Consider the following 22,859-nt stretch of genomic DNA (forward strand, 5'->3'; position numbering starts at 1 on the left):
CGGCCCACCCGCGCGGACCGGGCCGGGTCGGGTGCCCGGGGGACGCGCGCGGCCGCCCGGACGCCCCGTCCCACGCCGACCCACCGCCGGGACGGCTCGGGAGCCGCCGACGCCGCCCGGGGACGACCGCCGGGGCCGTCCCCCGCCCAGCGGGAGCGGGACCGGTCCGGTCGCGCTCCCGCCTCCCGCTCCGCGGTTGCTCCGGCAGGACTCGGCGTCGATCGCCCGGACCGCCGACCCGCCGGGGCGTCATCTGTGCGGAGGGCGCCCTCAGCGATCTGATTCGGGTGCGTCCAGCAGGACCTGTTCGGTGACTCCGCAGGTCTTCGCCAAGCGTGCTCGATTCCACCGTCGTCACCGGGCGTGGGCCAGCAAGGTGCGCAGGACGGCCTCGGCGTGTGTCCAGAGCAGGGATCCCGCGGCGGCGGGGAGCAGGTGCCGGGTCGCCGTCGGGATCATCTGGGCGAGCGTTTCGCCCAGGTCCGGGGAGTGGACCGGGCTGGTGTCCTGCTGTCCGTACCAGAGGTCGACCGGGACGGCGATGTCGGCGGGGTCGAATGGCCAGCGGCCCATCGCCAGGACGGTGTCGCGGGCATAGCCTGCTGGCCCCTGGCGGAAGGCCTCGTCCATCGCGTGCCGGAAGGCGTGCTGGAAGACCGGGTCGGTGTAGACCGTGCGATCTGCCTCGGGGCTCGTCGTGATGATCAGGTCCCACAGCGCGTCGGCGCTGCCGAAACCGGCGAAGGAGGCCTCAGCGGCGCCGGGGTCGGCCGCGACGGCGTCCACCATGTCCCTCACCTGCGGGTTCAGCGAGTGGGCGAAGCGAGGATGGGCGAGTTCGTCGCTGCCGGACACCACCGCCACCGCGTTCACCAGACCGTTTGCCGCCAGGGCGAGGGCGAACGGTGCCCCCTGCGAGAACCCCACCGCCGACGGCGCCCGCAGCGCCCGCTCTTGGATGAGGTGCCGGATGTCGGCGGCCCAGCTGGTCAGGGTCCGGCCGGAGGCCGGGTCGGAGGCGCCGAGGCCGGGCCGGTCCACGCTGATGAGCCGGACACCTGCTGCGTCGACGACGCCGCCGCCCAGACCGAGCCATCTGCTGGTGGCCGCCCCCGGGCACAGCAGCACGGGGGTGCCGTCGGCTGGTCCCCATTCCGCCCAGCCCAGGAGTCGACCATCCGGCAGCCGGACCTGTCCGAGCCGCACTGGTTCACACACGCCGTAATCCATGATCCCCATTGTCCCGTGCCCGCCTCCCGGCTTCCGTCCCTCCCCCACCGGCCACGGCAGCGAGGAAGGGAACAGCACTCGGCGCTGGAAAGCCCACATGCTGCGCGAATCAGCGGCACGAGTCAGTGACGAGTGAGACGTCCGCGGCGCTCCCTCACGGCGGGCGGGGTCTCGGTGATCCGGGACTCCGCGGTTCGGACTTCGGGGTGTCCCGAGCCCGGCCGCCCGGCCCGTGAGGTGCTCCTCGGGCTCGGCCCGCAGAGGGGGCGGAGCCCCGGGACGGAGGTATCCCCGAGCCCGGGGCCGGACGGCCGGGTCCTGTCAGGGGGCCGGGATGGTCTCGCGGACGGTTCCGTCCGGGGCGGCCAGCAGGACCGGGGTGCCCGTGCCGCCCAGGTCGCGGACCGCGGCCAGGTCCTCGGCGGAGGCCGACTCCGCGGCGGTCACCACGGCCGCCGCCTCCAGGGACGTCGCTCCGGAGGCCACCGCCATCGCCACCGCCGTGCGCAGCGCGCTCAGCCGCAGGGAGTCCAGGGCGACCGTCCCGGCGACGTACGTGCGGCCGGTCTCGTCGCGTACGGCCGCGCCCTCCGGCACGCCGTTGCGGGCCCGGGCCGAGCGGGCCAGGGTGACGATCTTGCGGTCCTCGGGGTCGAGGTCGGGGGTTTCGGTCATGGGTCGAGCATACGGAGCCGTCCTGCCCGCCCGGTATACGGCCGCCCTGTCCGAGGGACCAGGGACTCCCGGTGCCGCAGCCGTCCTGTTGAGCGACGCCCCTCGTGCCCGCCGCCGCCTCGTGGGGCGACCGGCCCCAGCGCCGCGGACGTCCTGTCGGGCGAACGCCCCCAGCGCCGTAGCCCTCCCGTCGAACGACGGGCCCGGTACGGCGGTCGTACCGTCGGGTGGCCGGGTGGCCGGGTGGCCGGGTGGCCGGGTGGCCGGCCTGGCGTTCGGCGGGCGGCGCGTTCGCGCGGTGACCGGCCGTTCCGGCGGGCCGCGGGAGCCGCCATCGGCCGCCCCTCGCCCGCAGCCCGGCCCCCGGTCGTCAGGGGCGGTCGAGGCGCAGCCGGGCCGCCCGGGGGAGGCCCGCCACCACCAGGTCGTAGGAGTCCTCGGTCAGCTCCCGCACCACGCGGTCCGGCAGGTCCGCGTCCGCCGTCACCGTGTTCCAGTGCCGCTTGTTCAGATGCCAGCCCGGCACGATCAGCTCCGGGTGCTCCCCGCGCAGCCGCACCGCCTCGTCCGGGTCGCACTTCAGGCTGACCTTGAGCGGGCTCGCGTCCAGCGCGGTCAGCGCGAACATCCTGCCCTCCACCCGGAAGACCGACGTCGCCGCGTCGAAGGGGAAGTCCTCCGCCGATCCGTTGAAGGAGAGGCAGAAGGTCCGCAGTTCCCCGGGGGTCATTCCGGGTCCTCCGGTCCGGCCGGCTCCGCCGGGTCCACCGGCTCCACCAGCACCGTCACCACCTTGTTCCGGCGGCCCGCCGCCGCCTCCGCCGTCAGCCGCAGCTCATGCCCGTCGGGCAGCTCCACCCGCGCGGTGGCACCCGCGATCGGCACCCGGCCCAGCGCCTTGGCCAGCAGCCCGCCGACGGTCTCCACGTCCTCGTCGTCGAACTCCTCCAGCCCGTACAGCTCGCCCATGTCCCCGATGTCGAGGCGGGCGGTGACCCGGAAGCGGCCCCCGCCCAGCTCCTCCACCGGCGGCAGCTCGCGGTCGTACTCGTCGGTGATCTCCCCGACGATCTCCTCCAGGATGTCCTCGATGGTGACGATCCCGGCGGTGCCGCCGTACTCGTCGACGACGACGGCGACGTGGTTGCGCGCCTTCTGCATCTCGCGCAGCAGATCGCCCGCGTTCTTGGTGTCGGGCACGAAGACCGCGGGCCGTATCGCGGTGGAGACCAGCGCGTTCTCCGCCTCCCGGCTGACATGGGTGCGGCGGACCAGGTCCTTGAGGTACACGATGCCCACGATGTCGTCCTCGCTGTCCCCGGTGACCGGGATGCGGGAGAAACCGGAGCGCAGGGCCAGGGTGAGCGCCTGGCGGATGGTCTTGTAGCGCTCTATGACGACGAGGTCGGTGCGCGGGACCATCACCTCGCGCACCAGGGTGTCGCCCAGCTCGAACACCGAGTGCACCATGCGGCGCTCCTCGGCCTCGATCAGCGACTCCTTCTCCGCGAGGTCCACCATGGCCCGCAGCTCCGCCTCGGAGGCGAACGGGCCCCGGCGGAAGCCCCTGCCGGGGGTGAGCGCGTTGCCGAGGAGGATCAGCAGCGAGGGGACCGGGCCCATGACCCGGGCCAGCGGCAGCAGCACGTACGCCGCCGCCGTCGCCGTGTTCAGCGGGTGCTGGCGGCCGATGGTGCGCGGCGAGACGCCGACGGCGACGTAGGAGACCAGGACCATCACCGCGATGGCGACGACCAGTGCCCGCGCGGTGCCGTCGAACTGCCTCAGACAGGCGTAGGTGACCAGGGCCGCGGCGGCCATCTCGCAGGCCACGCGGACCAGCAGGGCCACGTTCAGATAGCGGGTCGGATCGGCCGCGACCCGCGCCAGCTTGGCGCTGCCCCGCCGGCCCGACCGGACGGCCTCCTCCGCGCGGAAGCTGGAGACCCTGGCGAGCCCCGCCTCCGCGCACGCGGCGAGCCAGGCGATCACCACCAGGGCGACCGCTCCGGCGACGAGCGGGAGGCTCATGAGACGGTGGGGGCCGGGGACGGGCCGGTCAGGCCCTTCTCCGCGCGCCAGCCGTCCACGATGGCGGCCTGCAGACCGAACATCTCGGCCTTCTCGTCCGGTTCCTCATGGTCGTAGCCGAGCAGGTGCAGCACCCCGTGGACGGTGAGGAGCTGCAGCTCCTCGTCCATGGAGTGCCGCGTCGGCGCCTCCTCGCCCTGCCGGGCGGCGACCTCCGGGCAGAGCACGATGTCGCCGAGCAGGCCCTGCGGCGGCTCCTCGTCGTCCTTCGACGGCGGACGCAGCTCGTCCATCGGGAAGGACATGACATCCGTCGGGCCGGGCAGGTCCATCCACTGGATGTGCAGCTGCTCCATGGCGTCGGCGTCCACGACGATCACCGACAGTTCGGAGAGCGGGTGGATGCGCATCCGCGCGAGGGCGTGGCGGGCGATGTCGAGGATCGCCTGCTCGTCGACCTCGGTTCCGGACTCGTTGTTGACGTCGATCGACATGGTTGCGCTGGTCTACTTCCCCTTGGCCTTGGCGCCGGGTCCGTCCTGCGTGCCCTGGTGGGCGTCGTTCCCGGTGCCGTTCCTGCTGTCGTACTTCTCGTAGGCGTCGACGATACGGCCCACCAGCCGGTGCCGGACGACATCGTGGGACGTCAGCCGGGAGAAGTGGACGTCCTCGACGCCGTCCAGGATGTCCTGGACCTGCCGCAGCCCGGACTTGGTGCCGCCGGGCAGGTCGACCTGGGTCACGTCACCGGTGATCACGATCTTCGAGTCGAAGCCGAGCCGGGTCAGGAACATCTTCATCTGCTCGGGGCTGGTGTTCTGCGCCTCGTCCAGGATGATGAACGCGTCGTTCAGCGTCCGGCCGCGCATGTACGCCAGGGGCGCGACCTCGATGGTGCCCGCCGCCATCAGCCGCGGGATGGAGTCGGGGTCGAGCATGTCGTGCAGCGCGTCGTAGAGCGGGCGCAGATAGGGGTCGATCTTCTCGTACAGGGTGCCCGGGAGGAACCCGAGCCGCTCGCCGGCCTCGACCGCCGGGCGGGTCAGGATGATCCGGTTGACCTGCTTGGACTGGAGCGCCTGCACGGCCTTGGCCATGGCCAGATAGGTCTTGCCGGTGCCGGCGGGGCCGATGCCGAAGACGATGGTGTGCTTGTCGATGGCGTCGACGTACCGCTTCTGGTTGAGCGTCTTGGGACGGATGGTGCGTCCCCGCGAGGACAGGATGTTCTGCGTGAGCACCTGGGCCGGGGTCTCCTGCCCCTCGCCCTCCCCGTTCCCGCTCGCCCTGAGCATGGCGATCGAGCGTTCCACTGCGTCCTCCGTCATGGGCTGCCCCGTGCGCAGCACCAGCATCATCTCGTCGAACACGCGCTGGACGAGGGCCACCTCGCGCGCGTCGCCGACGGCGCTGATCTCATTGCCCCGGACATGGATGTCGGCCGCCGGGAAGGCCTTCTCGATCACGCGCAGCAGCGAATCTCCCGACCCGAGCACGGTCACCATGGGGTGCCGGGCGGGGACGGTGAACTGTGCTCTCGCCTGCCCCTGCGCGGGCGGGTGAGCTGAGGGTGTCTGCGTCATGGGCCGGCGCTCTAGGCCTGCTCGTCCTCCTCTGCGGCGGGTGCCGCGTGACGGGTGGGTCTGCTGACTCCAGCGTACGACTCCACGCCGACACCGCCGAGGGCTTTTCCCCGGCGGCTCCCGGGACGGCCCCGGCGGAGCGCCCGCTCAGGCGCCCCGCTGCCGCCGCAGGACGTCCCGGAACCAGTGGTACGACGTCTTCGGGGTGCGCTCCAGCGTCGCGAAGTCCACGTGGACCAGCCCGAAGCGCCGTGCGTAGCCCTCCGCCCACTCGAAGTTGTCCAGCAGCGACCACACGAAGTAGCCGCGCACGTCGACCCCGGCGGTGAGCGCCGTGTGCAGGGCGCGGAGGTGGCCGTCGAGGTAGGCGACGCGGTCGCGGTCGTCGAGGCCCTCGTAGGAGCAGCCGTTCTCGGTGATGACCACGGGCGGCAGCCGGTCGCCGTAGCGGTCGCGCAGTCCGGTGAGGAGCCCGGTCAGGGCCTCCGGGACGACCGGCCAGCCGAAGTCCGTCAGGGGGTGGCCCTCGGGGGGCCGCAGGGAGAAGGGCAGCCCGGCGGGGAGGGTGACGCCGCCCGCCCCGCTCGGAGTGCCGAGCGGGGCGCCCACCCGGGCGGGGGCGTAGTAGTTCACGCCGTACCAGTCCAGGGGCTCGGCGATGGCCTCCAGGTCGGCCGCCACGTCGCCCGGCAGCAGCTCCGCGATGCCGTCGGGGTAGCGGCCGGTGAGCAGCGGGTCGGAGAAAAGGTGGTTGAGCAGCAGGTCGTAGAAGCCGGCCGCGGCCCGGTCGGCGGGGTCGTCGGAGGCGGGCCGGACCGGGGTGTGGGAGTTGGCGATGCCGATGTCCGCGGCGCCGTGGGCGCGCAGCGCGCGCACCGCGAGGCCGTGGGCGAGGAGTTGGTGGTGGGCGGCGGGCAGGGCGTCGAACAGCAGGGCCCGGCCGGGGGCGTGGGTGCCCAGGGCGTGGCCCAGCAGGGTGTGCTCGGCGGGTTCGTTGAGGGTGATCCACCGGGTGACGCGGTCGCCGAGCCGCTCCGCGACAGCCGCCGCGTGCTCCGCGAAGCGCGGGGCGGTGTCGCGGTCGAGCCAGTCCAGGCCGAGCGGCAGATCCCAGTGGAAGAGGGTCGGCACCGGGCGCACCCCCGCCGCGCACAACTCGTCGACCAGGCGGTCGTAGAAGTCCGCGCCGCCGGGGGACTCCGTCCGGGGCCAGGAGACCGAGAAGCGGTAGGCGTCCACGCCCAGGTCCGCCAGGAGCGCCACGTCCTCGCGGTAGCGGTGGTAGTGGTCGCAGGCCACCGCCGCCGTGGAGCCGTCCTTGATCCGGCCGGGCTCGTCCGCGAAGGCGTCCCAGACGGAGGGAGCGCGCAGGTCCGCGGCGCCCTCGATCTGGTGCGCCGAGGTCGCCACCCCCCACTGGAAGCCGTCCGGGAACCGGGGCAGGGGTTCGGTCGCCATGCACGGATCATCCGTACCGGCGGTAAGGGAAGTCAACGGCCGTGCGGGGAAAGGGATCCGGGGTGACGGGGGCGGGCCCGAGAAGGGCCGGGGGCGGTGTCCGCGGCGCGGGGCGGGGGCCGCGTGGGGGCCCGCGGGGCCGGGTGCGGGGGGTGACGGAGGCGCGTCGGCGGTGTTCGGCGCGGTGTCCTCGGCGGAGGGGGCGGGCGTGGCTGTGGCGGAAGGATCCCGAGGAGCCCGCGGAGGTGTCCCACGGGGACGGCCGCGGAGCCCGCGGCCACGGCCTCGGGGCCTGCCGGGCGGGGTCTGCGACGACAGCCGCGGGGCCTGCGGGAGGTCCCGGGGGCGTTGGGGGCCCGAGGGGGCCGCGGCGGGGGTCCGCGCCCCCGTGCGGGGCCGGTGCGCCAGGGTGGGGGCGCGTGCGCGGACCCGTGCGGGCGCGCGGACACCTCCGTGCGGCGCGCCGGTCCACCGCCCGCACTCGGGACCGCCGCTCGTGCGCCCCGACCCGGCCCGGGGCGCCCCACCGGTGCGGCCCGGGGCGCCCCATCGGTCCCACGGGTCCCGGTCCCCGACGGCGCGCGCCTCCGGGGGCGGCGGGGCAACCGCCCGTAATGGCCCGGGCGGCGTCGCGTCCCCGACCCCGCCGCACGGGCCCGCCGTCAGCGGCGGCCCCTTTACGGGCGCCCGGTCCCCGCTGGTCGCGGACCGCTGGCGGATAGTGGCACGGCCTCCGCCCGCCCCGCGCCCGCGCCCGGCGGGCCGCCGTGACGCGTGAAGCCCCGGCCCGGCGGCCCGGCCCGGAGCCGTGTGCCCGGGCCGATGGCCCGGCCCTCCGCCCCTGTGCCGTGGGTCGGGCTCCCGCTCTGCGCCGCACGCAGGGCATCCACCCCTGCGCCGCAGGGCGGGCCCATCCCCGGCGCGGTGCCTCAGGCATCCGCCCCCTCCGCCGCGCGTCGGGGCTTCGCCTCTACGCCCCCTCCTTCAACACCCTTGAGATCAGCCTGCGCTGCTCGTCCGTCAGCCGGGGGTCGGCGGTGTACACCGTCCTGCCGTCGACGGTGATCTCGTAGCCGAAACCGTCCGGCACGCCGGGCGGCGGCGCGCCCCGGCCGCTCGCGACCACCCGCTCGGCCAGGGCCCGCCACTCGTCCGCGTCGGGCCGCCCCGCCGTGTCGATCTCCGCGTGGCGTTCGATGCCCGCGAAACCGCCCGTGCGCCTCACCTGAATCCGCATGGCTCAGTGTCCCGTACGGGGCTACGACGTGGGCACCCCGACCTGCTCCCACGCCTTGGCCACCGCGTCCAGGTCGTCGCCCTCGCCGAAGCGCTCGCGGGCGGCGGCCACGGTCAGCGCGGCGAAGTCCGCGAACTGGGCGTCCTGGGCCAGCTCGCCGCCGGCCAGCACGTCGTACCAGACCTGGCCGGCCTTCTCCCATGCCTTGCCGCCGAGGGCGGTGGCGAGGAGGTAGAAGGCGTGGTTGGGGATGCCGGAGTTGATGTGGACGCCCCCGTTGTCGCGGCCGGTGCGCACGTAGTCGTCCATCGTCGCGGGCTGCGGGTCCTTGCCGAGGACGTCGTCGTCGTACGCCGTGCCGGGGGCCTTCATGGAGCGCAGCGCGACCCCGGTGACCCGCTCGGCGAGCAGCCCGGCGCCGATCAGCCAGTCGGCCTCGGCGGCGGTCTGGCCCAGCGTGTACTGCTTGATGAGGGAGCCGAAGACGTCGGACACCGACTCGTTGAGCGCGCCCGGCTGCCCGTAGTAGGTGAGGTTGGCGGTGTGCTGGGTGACGCCGTGGGCCAACTCGTGGCCGATGACGTCGACGGGGATGGTGAAGTCGAGGAAGATCTCGCCGTCGCCGTCGCCGAACACCATCTGCTCGCCGTTCCAGAAGGCGTTGTTGTACTCCCGGTCGTAGTGCACCGTCGCGTCCAGCGGGAGCCCGGCGCCGTCGATGGAGTCGCGCCGGAAGGCGGTGAGGAACAGCTCGAAGGTGGCGCCGAGCCCCGCGTAGGCGCGGTTGACGGTGGCGTCCTTGCCGGGCTCGTCGCCCTCGCGGCGGACCTTGCGGCCGGGCAGGTCCGTCCCGTGCCGCGCGTCGTAGATGGTGCGGTGGGGCTTGCCGGCCTCGGCGCCGGCCCGCGGGGCGACGCCGGGGGCGCCGATGACGGTGGTCAGACCGCGGTGGGTGCGCTCGAAGGCGTCGCGCTGGAGGGTGCGGCGGGCGGGCCCGGCGAGGACCGGGTCCGCGTGCCGGGCGAGCCGGTCGAGGACGTGCGGCGGCACGATCGTGCAGAAGACGGGCTCGAAGCGCCCGTGGGTGGTGATGCCCGAGGAGGTCGTCATGGAAAAACCATCGCACTGCGTGACGCTCCTGTCACCAGAAGCAACCGTGATGGATGAACTGCGGTGCGCGGGGGGTTCCGTGGCGATCGCGATGGTGGTATGGAGCACGTTTTGTCCGGGTTACCCGTGTGGTCCCGCATACTGGGACGGACCCGCGCGACCGGCGTGGCTCGGCTAAGGTGCGGAGCATCATGCGATTCGGGCTGCTTCTCCTTAGCTGCCGCGGCGAGGGCCTGTAGAAGGCCGACTCCCTCCCCGCGGAGCTTGGTGGTGCCGTCGGCCGTCCTTCCGGACACGCGGACACCGCGGCTATCACGAGGAGCCCACACCATCATGGTCAACCGCCAGCAGCCCAGCCCCATGCCCACCGGCAAGTACCGCGGCTACGAGCAGGTCGACATCGCCGACCGCACCTGGCCCTCCCGCCGGATCACCGCCGCCCCCCGCTGGCTCTCCACCGACCTGCGCGACGGCAACCAGGCCCTGATCGACCCGATGTCGCCCGCCCGCAAGCGCGCGATGTTCGACCTGCTGGTCAGGATGGGCTACAAGGAGATCGAGGTCGGCTTCCCGGCCTCCGGCCAGACCGACTACGACTTCGTACGCTCGATCATCGAGGACCCGGACGCCATCCCGGAGGACGTGACCATCTCCGTCCTGACGCAGGCCCGCGAGGACCTGATCGAGCGCACCGTGGAGTCCCTGAAGGGCGCCCGCCGGGCCACCGTCCACCTGTACAACGCCACCGCGCCGGTGTTCCGCCGGGTGGTCTTCCGGGGCTCCAGGGACGACATCAAGCAGATCGCCGTCGACGGCACCCGGCTGGTCATGGAGTACGCCGAGAAACTGCTGGGCCCGGAGACGGAGTTCGGCTACCAGTACTCGCCGGAGATCTTCACCGACACCGAGCTGGACTTCGCGCTGGAGGTCTGCGAGGCGGTGATGGACACCTACCAGCCCGGCCCGGGCCGCGAGATCATCCTCAACCTGCCCGCCACGGTGGAGCGTTCGACGCCGTCCACGCACGCGGACCGCTTCGAGTGGATGGGCCGCCACCTGTCCCGCCGCGAGTACGTCTGCCTGTCCGTGCACCCGCACAACGACCGCGGCACGGCGGTGGCGGCGGCCGAGCTGGCGCTGATGGCGGGCGCCGACCGCGTCGAGGGCTGCCTGTTCGGGCAGGGCGAGCGGACCGGCAACGTCGACCTGGTCACCCTGGGCATGAACCTGTTCTCCCAGGGCGTGGACCCGCAGGTCGACTTCTCCGGCATCGACGAGATCCGCCGCACCTGGGAGTACTGCAACCAGATGGAGGTCCACCCGCGCCACCCGTACGTGGGGGACCTGGTCTACACGTCCTTCTCCGGCTCCCACCAGGACGCCATCAAGAAGGGCTTCGACGCGATGGAGGCCGACGCGGCGGCCCGCGGCGTCACCGTCGACGACATCGAGTGGGCGGTGCCGTACCTGCCCATCGACCCCAAGGACGTGGGCCGCTCCTACGAGGCGGTCATCCGGGTCAACTCGCAGTCCGGCAAGGGCGGCATCGCCTACGTCCTGAAGAACGACCACAAGCTGGACCTGCCGCGCCGGATGCAGATCGAGTTCTCGAGGATCATCCAGGCCAAGACCGACGCCGAGGGCGGGGAGATCACCCCGGCGGCGATCTGGGACGTCTTCCAGGACGAGTACCTGCCCAACCCGGACAACCCCTGGGGCCGCATCCAGGTCGCCCAGGGCCAGACCACGACCGACCGCGACGGCGTGGACACGCTGACCGTGGAAGCCGCCGTGGACGGGCGGGAGACCACCCTGGTCGGCTCCGGCAACGGGCCGATCTCGGCGTTCTTCCACGCGCTGGAGGGCGTCGGCGTCGACGTGCGGCTGCTGGACTACCAGGAGCACACGATGAGCGAGGGCGCCTCCGCCCAGGCCGCTTCCTACATCGAGTGCGCCGTCGGCGACAAGGTTCTGTGGGGCGTCGGAATCGACGCGAACACCACGCGCGCCTCGATGAAGGCTGTGGTCTCGGCCGTCAATCGCGCGTCTCGCTGACCAGCCGAATCAGTGGTTTGGAGCCCCGCCCGCCCGAAAAATGGCGGGCGGGGCTCCGTCGTTTACCGGCCAGGGTGACGCCAAGGTCACAGAAAGGTCTCCTCCTGGGTACTGACTCCACGTCGGCGATGTGGCTAACATCACGCCAGCGCGGCGATGCTGCCGTGCGGTTATGGAGGTGCGACGTGCTGCCTGGACGGGGACGAGACGACCGAACTGCCCGGCTGCCACGCGTCGTGGGCACGCGCACCGCCTGGACCCCCATCGGTGACGGCGAGTTCTTCTGCCCCGGCTGCGGCGGCGACCGCAACTACCAGCGGCTCACCGGCCGCCGGCGGCTGACCGTGCTCGGGGTGCCGGTGCTGCCCCGGGGCGAGTCCGCGCCCACCGTGGAGTGCGCGGCGTGCCGCGGTCACTACGGCACCGAGATCCTGGACCACCCGACCACCACCCGCTTCTCCGCGATGCTCCGCGACGCCGTGCACACCGTCGCGCTCGCGGTGCTCACGGCGGGCGGCACCTCCTCGCGCACGGCGCTGGAGACGGCCGCCGTCGCGGTGCGGGCCGCGGGCTTCGAGGACTGCACGGAGGAGCGGCTGAGCGCCCTGGTCGAGGCGGTGGAGGCGGACACCGGGCGCATCCACGGGGAGCCGTGCGTGCCCGGGCTGGCCATAGAGCTGCACGAGGCGCTGGACCCGCTGGCCCCGCACCTGGCGGCGCCCGGCCGCGAGTCGATCCTGCTGACCGGCGCCCGCATCGCCCTGGCCGACGGCCCCTACACCCCCGCCGAGCGCGACGCCCTCGCCACGGTCGGCGCGGCCCTGACCCTGCCCTCCGCCGACGTCAGCCGCCTCCTCCACTCGGCGGGCACCCCGTCCTGACGGGGCGGCCGGACACCCGCTCACCGAGGGGCCACCGGGCCGCCGGACCCCGGCGGGTGCGGCCGGTGCCGTAGCACCGGACGGCCGTGGGGCTGATCCGTGCGCCGCCGCACGGTCGGGGCCGCCGCGCGTCCGGCGCCACTCGGCCGCCGGGTGGCCGCGGAGCCACCGGGCAGCCGGGGGGTCGCCGAGGCTCTCGTTCGGCCGCCGGGCCGCCGCGGAGCCGCCGCGGAGTCGCCGGGCCGCCGGGGCGACGCCGGGGGTGCCGAGCTGGCGGGGGTCGCCGAACCTCCGGATCCGCTTCGTTCGGCCGCCGGGCCGCGCCGGACCGCCGGGCCCTCCGGATCGGCGATCCGCACCGCCGCCCGTCCGCCGCCCGGCGGGGGCGCCCGCGCCGAGGAGACCGGGCCACCGGGGTGGGCACCGCACGACGCCCGGTCGCCTGCGCCGCCTCTTGCTGGGCCTCGCGGCGGGCCGCCTCGCCGGGTCACGCGGGCCGCTGGACCGCACGGGGGCCGCACCGGACCGCGTCGTACCGCCGGGAGCCACGCGGGGCGGCGCCGCCGCGTTCGTCGGCGACGCCGCGGGGCCGGGGCCGGGCCGGGGCCGGGACCCCGCGGGCCCGGGCGTCAGGACCGGCGTGGCTCCGGGCCACGGGGCCGGCGTGGGTCCGGTCCGTGGGGCCGGGGCCACGCGTCGGCCGCCCCCGCGCGGCGCGACCCCGGCGCGCCTCACACCTCGGCCGGGGTGAGCGGCAGCCCCAGTACCAGCCGGTGCATCCCGGGGCCGAAGTAGTCCGGCCGCAGCCCCGCGTCCGGGTCCTCGGGCCGGAAGCCCAGCGAGCGGTAGAGGCGGATCGCGGCCCGGTTGGCGGGCTCCACGGTCAGCCGCACCCGCGCGACCCCGTCCCGGCGCAGCCGGGCGATGATCTCCGTCATCAGCTCCCGCCCCAGCCCCCGGCGGCGGCGGTCCCGGGCCACGCACAGGCCCAGGACCCAGCTGTCCAGGCCCAGCGCCGGCGTCGTGGTGGCGGCCAGCACGTAGCCCCGCAGCCGCCCCTCGCCCGCGTCGAGGACGAGGAAGTGCTCGGCGTACATGTCCCACATCTGGCGCAGCAGGAAGCCGGGGTAGGCGACGTCCTGGAACACCTCCCGGTCCAGCCGCAGCAGTTCGGGCAGGTCCTCCTCGCGAGCCGTGCGCAGCACGAGCCGCGCCCGGTCCGCGGACGGTGTCCGCCCGTCCCGCCACTCGCGGCGGTCCGAGGGGATCCCCAGGGGACGTTCCAGTGATTCGGCGGTCATGCCACCTCCCGGTCGCGACGGCGTCAATGTCGGTGATCTGCCGTCACACCCCCGGAAGAATGGACGGTTCGGTGGCGGCAGGTGACGCGATGTCGCTACAGTGAGCGCTCAACTTCCTTCATTCAAGGGGAAGTTGGCGTATGCATCGATGCGCCCGACGTGCCCCCGGCACTGGAGGACTGGCGAGTTCGCGGCTGTCCGCGGCCGCCTCGGTGGCCTACCGTGCGACCAATGGAGGCGCCGCCGCCCACGGTCGGCGTTCACGGGCCGCGCGCGGCACACGGTCCGTCCACACATCGAGCGGAAACACGGCAGGGTGATTATGGATCGCAACGCCGACGCGCCCTGGTCGAAGTTCGATCCGGAGACGTACGTCGACAACAACTACCGGACGCCACTCGATGTCGACGTGCTGATCGTCCGGCTGATGCGCGACCATTTCGGCCGGTGCTTCTCCGGGGGAATTCCGGATTCCGTGCGCGGGGTCGACGTGGGCGCCGGGGCGAACCTCTACCCCGCGCTCTCGATGCTCCCCTGGTGCCACAAGGTCCTGCTGCTGGAATACGCCCCGCCGAACGTCGCCTACCTGGAAAGACAGCTCGCCCCCGGAGGATACGACTCCGCGTGGGACGCCTTCTGGGAGGTGCTGGCGGAGGCGCCCGCCTACGCCGCGGTCGAACCGAGGGAGAGATTCGGCGAGATCGTCCGGGTGGAGCGCGCCAACCTCTTCGACCTCGACGGACGGCGCCGCTGGGACATCGGGACGATGTTCTTCGTCGCCGAGTCGATGTCGGAGTATCCCGAGGAGTTCGAGGCCGGCGTGCGCAACTTCATGAGCAGCCTCAACGACGGCGCGCCGTTCGCCGCCGCCTTCATGAAGGAATCCGTCGGATACCGGGTCGGGGAACACCGTTTCCCGGCCTTTCGCGTGAACGAGGCGCGGGTGAGGGAAAGCCTGGAACCCTTCGCCGGGGAACTGGAGATCCACGATCTCCACCACATGGTGCGCCCGGGACACGAGGGAATGCTCCTCGCCCTGGGACGGCGCGATATGGGGATTGCCGCCCCCTAGGAACGGGGACGGACCGACAAGGGGCACCGGGATCTGTCTGAGGGGGGCGGATGCAGATCAAGCCGCGCCAGCATCTGCTGGACATCTGGCGGGCCATGGCCCGGCACTCGTTCGAGGACGGAAAGCCCATCCTGGGCGAGACCGACGGGACGAGCAGTGTCGCGGACGCCGAGCGGCTGCTCTGCCTGCTCTACCCGGCCACGGAGGTGCCCGCCTTCCGGCTCGACCAGCCGGACACCACGGAACGGGACGTCCTGCGGGCCCTGGACCGGATCGGGACCCGGCTGGAGATCCCCGCCAACATCATCTCCGCGCTCGCCCACTTCATGCGCACCCACACCGACGCCGACAACCGGCCCACCTTCCCCGGCGGCCACTACTTCCGCCCCAGCGGACCCGACGTCGAACTCTCCGACGAGCAGAGCCGGCTGGGCGTGGTCGACTCCTACTCGATGTCGATCACGCTCTGCCTCGCCACCCTCGGCTTCCTCAAGGTCTACGAGGCCAGCACCGCCCGGCCCGAGATGCGCCGGGCCATCGGCGAGCTGCGGGAGACCACCAACACCCGGCTGACCGCCGCGATGATCAGCCTGCTGCGCTCCTTCACCGTCAACGTCTTCGACGCCGAGTCCGAACAGGGCAAGCGGCTGATCCAGGTCATCGGGCAGGGCAGCCAGTCCGACCGGCAGGTCCTCCAGCAGTTCTCCCGCCGGCTGCGCCCGCTGCGCGCCACCATCATCGAGAGCCTGACCCGCGGCATCCAGTTCGACGAGAGCATCCGCGACGAGAGCCAGCTCTTCGAGTGCGGCTGGGCCTGGGGCGTGGTGCACGGCGCCCCGGAGGTCACCGACCTGGAGGCGCCCTTCCCCGGCCAGCCCGACGGCTTCGCGGACCGGCTGCCCTACGTGTACTTCACCGTCGTCGCCCTCGACGGCATCCAGGACCTCTTCTCCGAGCGCACCCTGACCCTCGGCCTCCTCGGGCCCGACCAGCAGAAGCTCGCCGAGGCCCTGCGGCTGCGCTGGGAGCTGAGCCAGCAGTACTGGTCGGCCATCGCCCGCTTCGGCGCCGCCCGCTGGCCGCTGGAGGACCTGCCCTGGCAGACCACCGGACTGCGGCTGGAGTCCGAGTACTTCTCGCTCACCGTCGCCGCGATCCTCGTGCACGACCTGGTCCGCCGGAAGGCCACCGACGACGACCTCACCCGCACCGTCGCCATCATGGAACGGCTCGCCGACCGCGGCCGGGTCACCAGCCGCATGACCCGCGACGACCCCGCCGTCCGGCTGCACCACCCCGGCGTCACCATGCCGCTCGCGGGCTCCGAGCGCACCGGCGGGCTGCTGCTGTGGAGGATGACCGACTTCTCCGCCCAGCTCCTCAAGCGCAGCATCCAACTGGCCGAGCTGTCCCGGAACATCGCCGCCCAGGACCGGCTGCTCCGTCTGGCCGAGCAGGTCTTCGAGCACCTGTGGAACCGCCGGATCGAGGACGAGGAAGCGGACGGCGCCGGCCTCTGGGACGACGCGCGGGCCGTCTACCCCGACGCCCGTGACGTCGGCCCCCGGATGTCCTGGAGCATCACCGAGCGCATCACCGAATGCCTGGTCGCCGCCCGCAACCTCTACGAGCAGCAGCCCATCCGCAGCCCCGAACTCGCCGACCTGGCAAGGGAACTGCTCAGCGAGGCCACCCACCTGTTCGGCAGGGAGCAGTTGGAGGCCGGCTCCACCCGGGACGGGAGCCGCGCCCGCGCCCTGCGCAACATCGAGAACCGCCTCGAACACGCCCGCGAACTGGTCGACGAACGCCCCGCCACCGCCTTCGCCCTGGCCCTGCCCGTGCTCCAGGAGCTGGACACCCTGGCCCAGGCCAGAGGCGCAGCGGCGCGGGAGGTGTGAGGATGCTCGTCTTCGCCGCCTCCGACAAGGGGGGCACCGGCCGCTCGGTCACCAGCGCCAACCTGGCCTACCAGCGCGCCCTGGCCGGGGACCACGTCGCCTACGTGGACTTCGACTTCGGCTCGCCCACCGCCGCCGCCGTCTTCGACGTGCCCGACGCCCTGCGCGGCACCGGCGAGCAGGGGCTCCACTCCTACCTGGAGGGCACCGCCGCGGAACCGGTCCGCGTCGACGTCTGGCGGCGGACCGAGCACCCCCAGCTGCGCGCCCGGCCCAACCGGGCGGGCCGTCTGGTGCTGTTCCCGGGCGACGCGGGCGGCGGCGAGTTCGCCACCGGCGAGGAGGTGCGGGACCGCTGCGTCGACCTGCTGCTGCGCCTGCACAGCGAGTTCGACATCGTCCTGGTCGACCTCAGCGCCGGACGCAGCTACGCCGTCGACATGATCCTCGCCGCGACCGCCCACCCGCGGATGCGCTACGTGCCCTTCCGCTGGCTGGTCTTCCACCGCTGGACCCGCCAGCACGTCATCGCCGCCGCCGGACTGGTCCACGAGGCCCACGGCCTCCTCGCCTCCGGCGTCGAACGCGGCCACGACGAGGACGCGCTGCGGTCCGCGATCCGCTTCGTGCGGGCCGCCGTCCCCGACCCCGAGTCGCCCATCTGGGCCCAGGGCTCGCCCGCCCAGTCCGCCTGGATGCAGGCCTGCGACGACGCGCTGCGCCGGCTGGCCGCCGAGCAGCGCGTGGGGGACAGCGTCGTCCTCGGCATCGTGCCCCTGGAGCCCACCCTCCAGTGGCGCGAGCAGCTGATCACCGAGGAGGACGTGCTCTCCACCCAGATCGCCAACAAGGAGACCCTGGAGGCGCTGGAGGAGATCGCCCGGCGGCTCACGGACGACGAGCACTGGGGGCGGCCGTGAGCGACGGCGGACATCCGGCGGCGGACGGGGACGACGGCTTCCGGGAGACGGCGGCCGAGCCCCGGGTGGAGGCGGTGCCGCTGGCCCACCTCTCGCTGGAGCTGGGCCACCTGTACATGGAGGACTTCGAGGCCGGGCCCGAGCGGCTGCGGCGGCACTTCGCCCAGGTGCGGCCCTGGGCCGAGGCGGCGCGGGCCGCGGCCACCGCGCGGGCCGGCGGGAAGCGGCCCCGGATCAGCACCTGCTTCCTCATCGACGACTACTTCACCCGCTTCGCCACCCCCGCCGAGGTGGTGCCCATGCTCCTGGCGGAGGCCGAACGCGCCGGGCTGACCGTCGACTACCTCGCCCGCGAGTCGGGCTGCGCCGTCACCGGCACGGTGCCCGTCGCGGAGGCGGTGGCCGGGCGGATCGTCGAGTCACCGCCGCCCGGCAGCCACGGGCTGCGCCCCCCGGCCGCCGAGACCGGCTGGCTGGCCAACGGCGAGCGCGGCCCCGCCGCCCGCGCCCCGCAGGCGATGAAGCGGGCCGCCGCCTGGCAGCCGCCCCGCGAGACGGCCGCCTGGCGCCACTCCGTCTTCCTGGACGCCGAGCTGTGGAGCGAGGACGACGACGGACGGCGCACCTGGTCCTGCCCGTTCCTCGCCGCGGTCTGGCAGCTCGCCCGGCTGGGACTGCTGCGCCACGAGGGCGAGGCGGTCCTCGTGCCCCGCCCCCGTACCGGCCCCGGCTTCCCCGCCGACTGGGACGAGCTGCCCGCCCTGGTGCAGCTCACCGAGCGGCCCGCCGCGTTCTCCGCGTACCGGACCTGCTCGGTGCTGCCCAACCGGTTCCTGCCCGTCGAGCACGCGGTGCGCGTCGTCCTCGACCAGATCGAGGTGGACGCCACCGCGCTGGCGCAGGCCACCGGGCGCTCCCGGCAGGAGGAGCGGGACGCGGCCGTGCCCGACTCGGTGGCCGACCGGATCTCCTATGTCTTCTACGCGGGCCGGTGACATGGCGCCGGGGGAGGGGACACCGCGCGCCGTGCTCGCCTGCGGCGAGGTCCGCACCTGTCTGCTGCCCGCCCGGCAGGCCCTCGACATCCGCTCCGCCGCCCAGCTCCTCGGGCTGCGCGCCGACGAACGCGTGCTGCTCTCCGAGCGCCCCAACCTGTACGCCAGGTCCCCCGGCACCCTGACCGGCGTCGACTGTCCGCTGCCCAGCGCCACCGGCGCCCGCGTCCGCGCCGTCGGCACCGTCGCCGCGCGGGCCTCGCTCACCGAGGGGCGGGTGCTCCAGAGCTCGGCGTACTTCCGGCTGCCCGCCTCCGGGCCCGACCAGCGGCGCCCCTGGGGCGAGTACCTGGTGCGGCCCGGTCTGGTCGAGCCCCTCGGCCGGCTGCCCCGCGACGCGGTCGCCGCCGGGGTCCTCGGCGGCGGGCGCCGGGGCGACCTCGACGCGGGGCTGATCGCGGACGGGCTGCTCACCCGGCTGCTGCGCCACCCGCTGCTGGACCACCGGCCGCCGCTGAAGTCCCGCCCCACCCGGCTGCGCTGGGTGGCGCTGCCCGCCGACCCCGGGGAGGAGCCCTCGCTGGAGCGGCTCACCCTCGCGGAGGACGAGCTGCGCACCCTGCGGCTGCGGGTGCCCGAGGACACCCCCGGCGCCGACCTCGCGGACCTCTGCGACGACCTCGCCCTGCACGACTGGCTGCTGACCACCCTGGTCCGGATGCTCGACGGTGTCCGCTTCGGCGCCGGGACGGCCCAGGACGGCCCCGCGGTCGTCCGCGCGGTCCGCCCCGCCGTCGACCACCTGCTGCACCTCTGGATGCCCGGGGCCCGGGTCCCGGCGTACCTGGCGCCGTTGTGGGAGCCCCTGGAGACCCGGCCGGGGTTCACCCGCCAGTGGCGGACCCTCGTCCAGCGCATCCGCGACCAACTGGCCCTGTACGCCGTCCTCCAACCGGCCCGGGAGGTGGAACCGGCACCCTGACCCGGCGCCGCGCCGCCACCGCCGTACGGCGGTCCGGGCCGGCGCCGCCCCCGCGGCGGCACCGGCCCGGCACGAGGGAACGCCGTACACCCGTCCACCAGCCCACCATCCGGCACCGCCACCACCGCACGACCCGCCACTTCACGATCCTCACCACCCCGCACCGCACCGCCTTCCGCACCACCGTCCCCGCACATCACCGCACCACGCCCGATCCGAGCGCGTCCCGACGGGGGGAGCAGCGAGATGAGCACGGCACAGTCACCGCGGCCCGACGAGGCAGGCCGTACACCGGAAGGACCCGGACGGCTCCGGGCATGGCGGGGCGCAGCCCGGGGCGCGCCCGCCGTCGTCCGCTGGGGGCCGCTCGCGGCGCTCGGGCCCGTCGTCGGGGGCGGCGCCTGGGGCGTCATGGCGCTGATCGCCCCGGACTCCGGCACGGCGCGACAGGCCGGGGCCGCCGCGCTGTGCGCCGTCGTGGCGGTGCTCGCCCAGTACCTCCTGGCCCTGGACCCGCGCGCCCGCGCCCGCGACCGGGCGGCGGCCGAGCACCTCCGCCGGGTGGAGAACGCCCTGGCCGGGCAGGGCGCCACCGTCCGCGACGGCCTGCACCGGCAGGAGGAGGACCTCCGCGGCGCCCTGCACCAGCAGGAGGAGCATCTGCGCGGCGCGCTGGGCCGCCACACCGAGGAGGTCAAGCGGGCGCTGGTGGAGCAGCGGCGGGCGCCCCAGCCCTATCCGCGGCTGGACCGGGCCCGCGCCGACGGGGTGCCCGAACTGGCCAAGAACTTCGCGGAGGTGCTGGCCCCCGGCCCCGCGATCCTCCACTCCTTCGTCCGGCTGGAGATGAAGCGGGTCCTCGGCCACATGGCCGACCTCACCGGTCTGAGCGCCGAGTGCGCGGGCGAGAACCACGACTGGATGCTCACCCTCACCCGGGCCGCCGAGCAGTCGATCAGCGCCATCAGCACCTCCGTGGACCGGGAGTTCTGGAGCAGCGAGCCCGCCGGGCGCTACCTCCAGGCCCAGCAGCGGGCCATCGAGGAGCAGGACGTGCCGGTGCGCCGCCTGTTCCTGCTGGGGGGCGCCGCCGACCTGGACGACCGGCTGCTGCGGCTCTGCGAGGAGCAGGAGCTGCTGCGCATCGAGATCCGGGTGGCCGTCCTGCCGGAGCTGCCGCCGAACCTCCAGCGCGGCACCACCGACGACTTCATCGTCTTCGACGAGCAGGTCTCCTTCGAGATCGAGCAGGACCTGCGCGACGTGAACGTCCGCACCCGGCTGCTCGCCCGCCAGGACCATGTGCAGGGCCGGATGAAGCGCTTCCGGGAGCTGTGGGACGCCGGGATGGGCCTGCGCGAGCTGGAGGTCCGGGTCGACGCGGAGCAGGACGGCAACTGGATGGTGGACCACGGCTGAGACGGCCGGCGGGCCACACGGGGCCCGCAGGGTCCGTCGCCGCCCCCGCGGGGACGACCCGGGGCGGCGGTCGGCGGCCCGTCCGGGGGCGTCCCCGTGGCCCCGCGGTGCCCCCTCGCGGTGCCCTCCTCGCCGTGGCGCACCGCGCACCGACGGGCCGCCCACCGCCCACCGTCGCCCGCCTGCCGCCTGCCGCCTGCCGCCTGCCGCCTGCCGCCTGCCGCCTGCCGCCTGCCGCCTGCCGCCCCGGCGCGGTCCCGGCCCGTCCCGTGCCGCCGCGTCCCCGTCCGCCCGGCCTATCCGGTGGACGGGGGCCGCTCCCGGCGCGTGCCGGGCCCGGCCCGGACGTGCACGCGTTCCCCCTGCGGGCCGAACAGGCTGAGGATCTCCACGGGGGACCCGTCCGCGGGGCCGAACCAGTGCGGCAGACGGGTGTCGAACTCGGCGGCCTCGCCCGGCCCCAGGACCAGATCGTGGTCGGCCAGGACCAGCCGCAGGCGCCCGGACAGGACGTACAGCCACTCGTACCCCTCGTGGGTGACCGGTTCGGGCCGGTCCTGCTCCGGGGGGATGACCGACTTCCACGCCTGGAGCCCGCCGGGCCGGTGCGAGAGCGGGATCACCGTCCGCCCGTTGCGGACCCGGGGCCTCGGGCGCACCCGGGGGTCGCCGACCTCGGGCGCCCCGACCAGCTCGTCCAGCGGCACCTGATGGGCCTGGGCGAGGGGCAGCAGCAGCTCCAGGCTGGGGCGGCGCAGGCCCGACTCCAGCCTCGACAGGGTGCTCCTGGAGATGCCCGTCGCCTCGGCCAGCGCGCCCAGGGTCATCCCCCGCCCGGTGCGGATCCGGCGGAGCCGGGGGCCCACCCCGGCCAGCGCGGCGGCGATCTGCGACTGCTCGTCCATGCGCTCATTCCACCGCCTCCGTTGCGGAAACGGCAACAGGAGTTGTCGCCCCCGCACCCGGCGCGCACCATCGCGGCAGGAGGTTGTTCCCATGATCGATACGAAGCACGACCCGAACGGCACGGCCCCGCGCGGCGACCGGGACGGGACCCACGACGTGGTGGTGGTCGGTGCCGGAGCGGCCGGCCTGAGCGCCGCCCTGCTCCTGGGCCGCGCCCGCCGCCGGGTGATGGTGGTCGACGCCGGTGAGCCGCGCAACGCCCCCGCCGCCCACATGCACGGCTTCCTCTCCCGCGACGGGCTGCCCCCGGCGGCCCTGCTCGACCTGGGGCGGGCCGAGGCCGAGCGCTACGGCGTCCGGTTCGTCCGGGGGCGGGTGGAGGGGATCGACCCCGGCTTCCTCGTCCGGATGGCGGGCGGGGTGGTCCTCGGGGCCCGCCGCCTGCTGGTCGCGACCGGGCTGCGCGACGAACTGCCCGCCATCCCCGGAGTGCGCGAGCGGTGGGGCAGGGACCTGCTGCACTGCCCCTACTGCCACGCCCACGAGGTCCGCGACCAGCCCCTGGCCGTCCTCGGCACCCACCCGGGAGCGGTGCACCAGGCCCTGCTGCTGCGGCAGTGGAGCGACGACGTCGTCCTCTTCCCGCACACCCTGGACCTGACCGCGCAGGACCGGGAGCGGCTGGCGGCGCGTGGCCTGCGGCTCGCGGAGGGCGAGGTCACCCGGCTCGTGGTCGACGGCGACCGGCTGCGCGGTGTCGAACTCCGCGACGGCCGGGTCGTCCCGCGTACCGCCGCCTTCGTCTTCCCCCGCCCGGTGCCGCACGACGACCTGCTGACCGGACTGGGCTGCGCCCGGGGCGACGACGGCTGGGTCGCCACCGACCGCACCGGCCGCACCGGCGTCGCCGGGGTCTGGGCGGCGGGCAACGTCGTCGACCCGCGCGCCCAGGTCGTCACGGCCGCCGGGATGGGGTCCGCCGCCGCCTTCGCCCTCAACACCGACCTGCTGGAGGAGGACGTCGACCTGGCCGTCGAGCGGCACCGCGCGGCCGCCGCCCGGTAGCCGCCCGGTCCCGCCGGGCCTGCCGCCGCCCGGCGGGA

At 74.4% G+C, this 22,859-nt stretch carries 20 protein-coding genes; 9 read left to right on the plus strand and 11 right to left on the minus strand.

Annotated features, from left to right (window positions below; translation table 11 throughout):
* Positions 1-354: 354 nt before the first annotated feature.
* The 9 genes from ACZ7LB_RS00255 to ACZ7LB_RS00295 all read right to left on the minus strand — a co-directional run bounded on the left by ACZ7LB_RS00255 (position 355) and on the right by ACZ7LB_RS00295 (position 9,306).
* Positions 355-1,218, minus strand: coding sequence for an alpha/beta fold hydrolase (locus ACZ7LB_RS00255; protein ID WP_471464313.1), 864 nt, complete (start codon positions 1,216-1,218; stop codon positions 355-357).
* Positions 1,219-1,551: 333 nt separating this feature from the next.
* On the minus strand, positions 1,552-1,905 hold the full coding sequence (locus ACZ7LB_RS00260; protein ID WP_471464315.1) for a cytidine deaminase: 354 nt from the start codon (positions 1,903-1,905) through the stop codon (positions 1,552-1,554).
* Between the two features lie 370 nt (positions 1,906-2,275).
* A complete protein-coding gene (locus ACZ7LB_RS00265; protein WP_471464317.1) occupies positions 2,276-2,635 on the minus strand; it encodes an MmcQ/YjbR family DNA-binding protein in 360 nt (119 codons plus the stop codon).
* Positions 2,632-3,936, minus strand: coding sequence for a hemolysin family protein (locus ACZ7LB_RS00270; protein ID WP_471464319.1), 1,305 nt, complete (start codon positions 3,934-3,936; stop codon positions 2,632-2,634). Before ACZ7LB_RS00270 ends, ACZ7LB_RS00265 begins: the two co-directional genes overlap by 4 nt.
* On the minus strand, positions 3,933-4,430 hold the full coding sequence (ybeY, locus tag ACZ7LB_RS00275; RefSeq protein WP_471464320.1) for an rRNA maturation RNase YbeY: 498 nt from the start codon (positions 4,428-4,430) through the stop codon (positions 3,933-3,935). The genes ACZ7LB_RS00270 and ybeY overlap by 4 nt, the downstream gene beginning before the upstream one ends.
* A 12-nt stretch (positions 4,431-4,442) precedes the next feature.
* A complete protein-coding gene (locus ACZ7LB_RS00280) occupies positions 4,443-5,519 on the minus strand; it encodes a PhoH family protein (RefSeq protein WP_471464322.1) in 1,077 nt (358 codons plus the stop codon).
* Positions 5,520-5,666: 147 nt separating this feature from the next.
* A complete protein-coding gene (locus ACZ7LB_RS00285) occupies positions 5,667-6,977 on the minus strand; it encodes a GH1 family beta-glucosidase (protein WP_471464324.1) in 1,311 nt (436 codons plus the stop codon).
* A gap of 970 nt (positions 6,978-7,947) precedes the next feature.
* Positions 7,948-8,214: a protealysin inhibitor emfourin gene (locus ACZ7LB_RS00290; protein WP_161224645.1), complete on the minus strand. Its 267-nt coding sequence runs from the start codon at positions 8,212-8,214 to the stop codon at positions 7,948-7,950.
* 21 nt (positions 8,215-8,235) lie between these two features.
* Positions 8,236-9,306 carry a M4 family metallopeptidase gene (locus tag ACZ7LB_RS00295; protein WP_471465094.1) on the minus strand — a complete coding sequence of 357 codons (1,071 nt, stop codon included), beginning with the start codon at positions 9,304-9,306 and terminating at the stop codon, positions 8,236-8,238.
* A gap of 351 nt (positions 9,307-9,657) precedes the next feature.
* Between ACZ7LB_RS00295 and leuA the strand changes: the two genes are divergently transcribed.
* Together leuA and ACZ7LB_RS00305 are read left to right on the plus strand one after the other, a co-directional pair.
* The gene (leuA, locus tag ACZ7LB_RS00300) at positions 9,658-11,379 is read left to right on the plus strand and encodes a 2-isopropylmalate synthase (RefSeq protein WP_471464326.1); all 1,722 of its coding nucleotides are present in this window, start codon (positions 9,658-9,660) and stop codon (positions 11,377-11,379) included.
* Positions 11,380-11,564: 185 nt separating this feature from the next.
* Complete coding sequence (locus tag ACZ7LB_RS00305; protein WP_161224642.1) at positions 11,565-12,260, plus strand: TerB family tellurite resistance protein; 696 nt, start codon at positions 11,565-11,567, stop codon at positions 12,258-12,260.
* A 731-nt stretch (positions 12,261-12,991) separates the two neighbouring features.
* Here ACZ7LB_RS00305 and ACZ7LB_RS00310 read toward each other — a convergent pair.
* Positions 12,992-13,561, minus strand: a complete 570-nt coding sequence (locus ACZ7LB_RS00310; protein ID WP_471464328.1) for a GNAT family N-acetyltransferase — start codon at positions 13,559-13,561, stop codon at positions 12,992-12,994.
* Between the two features lie 322 nt (positions 13,562-13,883).
* Between ACZ7LB_RS00310 and ACZ7LB_RS00315 the strand changes: the two genes are divergently transcribed.
* The 6 genes from ACZ7LB_RS00315 to ACZ7LB_RS00340 all read left to right on the plus strand — a co-directional run bounded on the left by ACZ7LB_RS00315 (position 13,884) and on the right by ACZ7LB_RS00340 (position 20,850).
* Positions 13,884-14,633, plus strand: a complete 750-nt coding sequence (locus ACZ7LB_RS00315; protein WP_471464330.1) for an SCO2525 family SAM-dependent methyltransferase — start codon at positions 13,884-13,886, stop codon at positions 14,631-14,633.
* Between the two features lie 50 nt (positions 14,634-14,683).
* A complete protein-coding gene (locus tag ACZ7LB_RS00320) occupies positions 14,684-16,534 on the plus strand; it encodes an SCO2524 family protein (RefSeq protein WP_471464332.1) in 1,851 nt (616 codons plus the stop codon).
* A 2-nt stretch (positions 16,535-16,536) separates the two neighbouring features.
* Positions 16,537-17,454, plus strand: coding sequence for an SCO2523 family variant P-loop protein (locus tag ACZ7LB_RS00325; protein WP_471464334.1), 918 nt, complete (start codon positions 16,537-16,539; stop codon positions 17,452-17,454).
* A complete protein-coding gene (locus ACZ7LB_RS00330; RefSeq protein WP_471464336.1) occupies positions 17,451-18,449 on the plus strand; it encodes an SCO2522 family protein in 999 nt (332 codons plus the stop codon). Before ACZ7LB_RS00325 ends, ACZ7LB_RS00330 begins: the two co-directional genes overlap by 4 nt.
* A gap of 1 nt (position 18,450) precedes the next feature.
* Entirely contained in the window at positions 18,451-19,431 is a 981-nt protein-coding gene (locus tag ACZ7LB_RS00335; protein ID WP_471465095.1) for an SCO2521 family protein, read from the plus strand.
* Between the two features lie 246 nt (positions 19,432-19,677).
* Positions 19,678-20,850, plus strand: a complete 1,173-nt coding sequence (locus ACZ7LB_RS00340; protein WP_471464338.1) for a hypothetical protein — start codon at positions 19,678-19,680, stop codon at positions 20,848-20,850.
* Positions 20,851-21,146: 296 nt separating this feature from the next.
* Here ACZ7LB_RS00340 and ACZ7LB_RS00345 read toward each other — a convergent pair whose 3' ends face one another.
* Complete coding sequence (locus ACZ7LB_RS00345; RefSeq protein WP_471464339.1) at positions 21,147-21,755, minus strand: helix-turn-helix domain-containing protein; 609 nt, start codon at positions 21,753-21,755, stop codon at positions 21,147-21,149.
* A gap of 91 nt (positions 21,756-21,846) precedes the next feature.
* Here ACZ7LB_RS00345 and ACZ7LB_RS00350 point away from each other — a divergent pair, with 91 nt between their 5' ends.
* The gene (locus ACZ7LB_RS00350) at positions 21,847-22,821 is read left to right on the plus strand and encodes an NAD(P)/FAD-dependent oxidoreductase (RefSeq protein ID WP_471464341.1); all 975 of its coding nucleotides are present in this window, start codon (positions 21,847-21,849) and stop codon (positions 22,819-22,821) included.
* Positions 22,822-22,859: the final 38 nt, after the last annotated feature.

The sequence above is a fragment of the Streptomyces sp. NPDC107521 genome, assembly GCF_055598485.1.

Coding starts and splice junctions, on each gene's coding strand:
- ACZ7LB_RS00345 (WP_471464339.1), bottom strand. CDS start 21,755: ATGGACGAGCAGTCGCAGATCGCCGCCGCGCTGGCCGGGGTGGGCCCC.
- ACZ7LB_RS00290 (WP_161224645.1), bottom strand. CDS start 8,214: ATGCGGATTCAGGTGAGGCGCACGGGCGGTTTCGCGGGCATCGAACGC.
- ACZ7LB_RS00335 (WP_471465095.1), top strand. CDS start 18,451: ATGGCGCCGGGGGAGGGGACACCGCGCGCCGTGCTCGCCTGCGGCGAG.
- ACZ7LB_RS00265 (WP_471464317.1), bottom strand. CDS start 2,635: ATGACCCCCGGGGAACTGCGGACCTTCTGCCTCTCCTTCAACGGATCG.
- ACZ7LB_RS00350 (WP_471464341.1), top strand. CDS start 21,847: ATGATCGATACGAAGCACGACCCGAACGGCACGGCCCCGCGCGGCGAC.
- ACZ7LB_RS00320 (WP_471464332.1), top strand. CDS start 14,684: ATGCAGATCAAGCCGCGCCAGCATCTGCTGGACATCTGGCGGGCCATG.
- ACZ7LB_RS00310 (WP_471464328.1), bottom strand. CDS start 13,561: ATGACCGCCGAATCACTGGAACGTCCCCTGGGGATCCCCTCGGACCGC.
- ACZ7LB_RS00260 (WP_471464315.1), bottom strand. CDS start 1,905: ATGACCGAAACCCCCGACCTCGACCCCGAGGACCGCAAGATCGTCACC.
- ACZ7LB_RS00315 (WP_471464330.1), top strand. CDS start 13,884: ATGGATCGCAACGCCGACGCGCCCTGGTCGAAGTTCGATCCGGAGACG.
- ACZ7LB_RS00340 (WP_471464338.1), top strand. CDS start 19,678: ATGAGCACGGCACAGTCACCGCGGCCCGACGAGGCAGGCCGTACACCG.
- ACZ7LB_RS00280 (WP_471464322.1), bottom strand. CDS start 5,519: ATGACGCAGACACCCTCAGCTCACCCGCCCGCGCAGGGGCAGGCGAGA.
- ybeY (WP_471464320.1), bottom strand. CDS start 4,430: ATGTCGATCGACGTCAACAACGAGTCCGGAACCGAGGTCGACGAGCAG.
- ACZ7LB_RS00285 (WP_471464324.1), bottom strand. CDS start 6,977: ATGGCGACCGAACCCCTGCCCCGGTTCCCGGACGGCTTCCAGTGGGGG.
- ACZ7LB_RS00270 (WP_471464319.1), bottom strand. CDS start 3,936: ATGAGCCTCCCGCTCGTCGCCGGAGCGGTCGCCCTGGTGGTGATCGCC.
- leuA (WP_471464326.1), top strand. CDS start 9,658: ATGGTCAACCGCCAGCAGCCCAGCCCCATGCCCACCGGCAAGTACCGC.
- ACZ7LB_RS00325 (WP_471464334.1), top strand. CDS start 16,537: ATGCTCGTCTTCGCCGCCTCCGACAAGGGGGGCACCGGCCGCTCGGTC.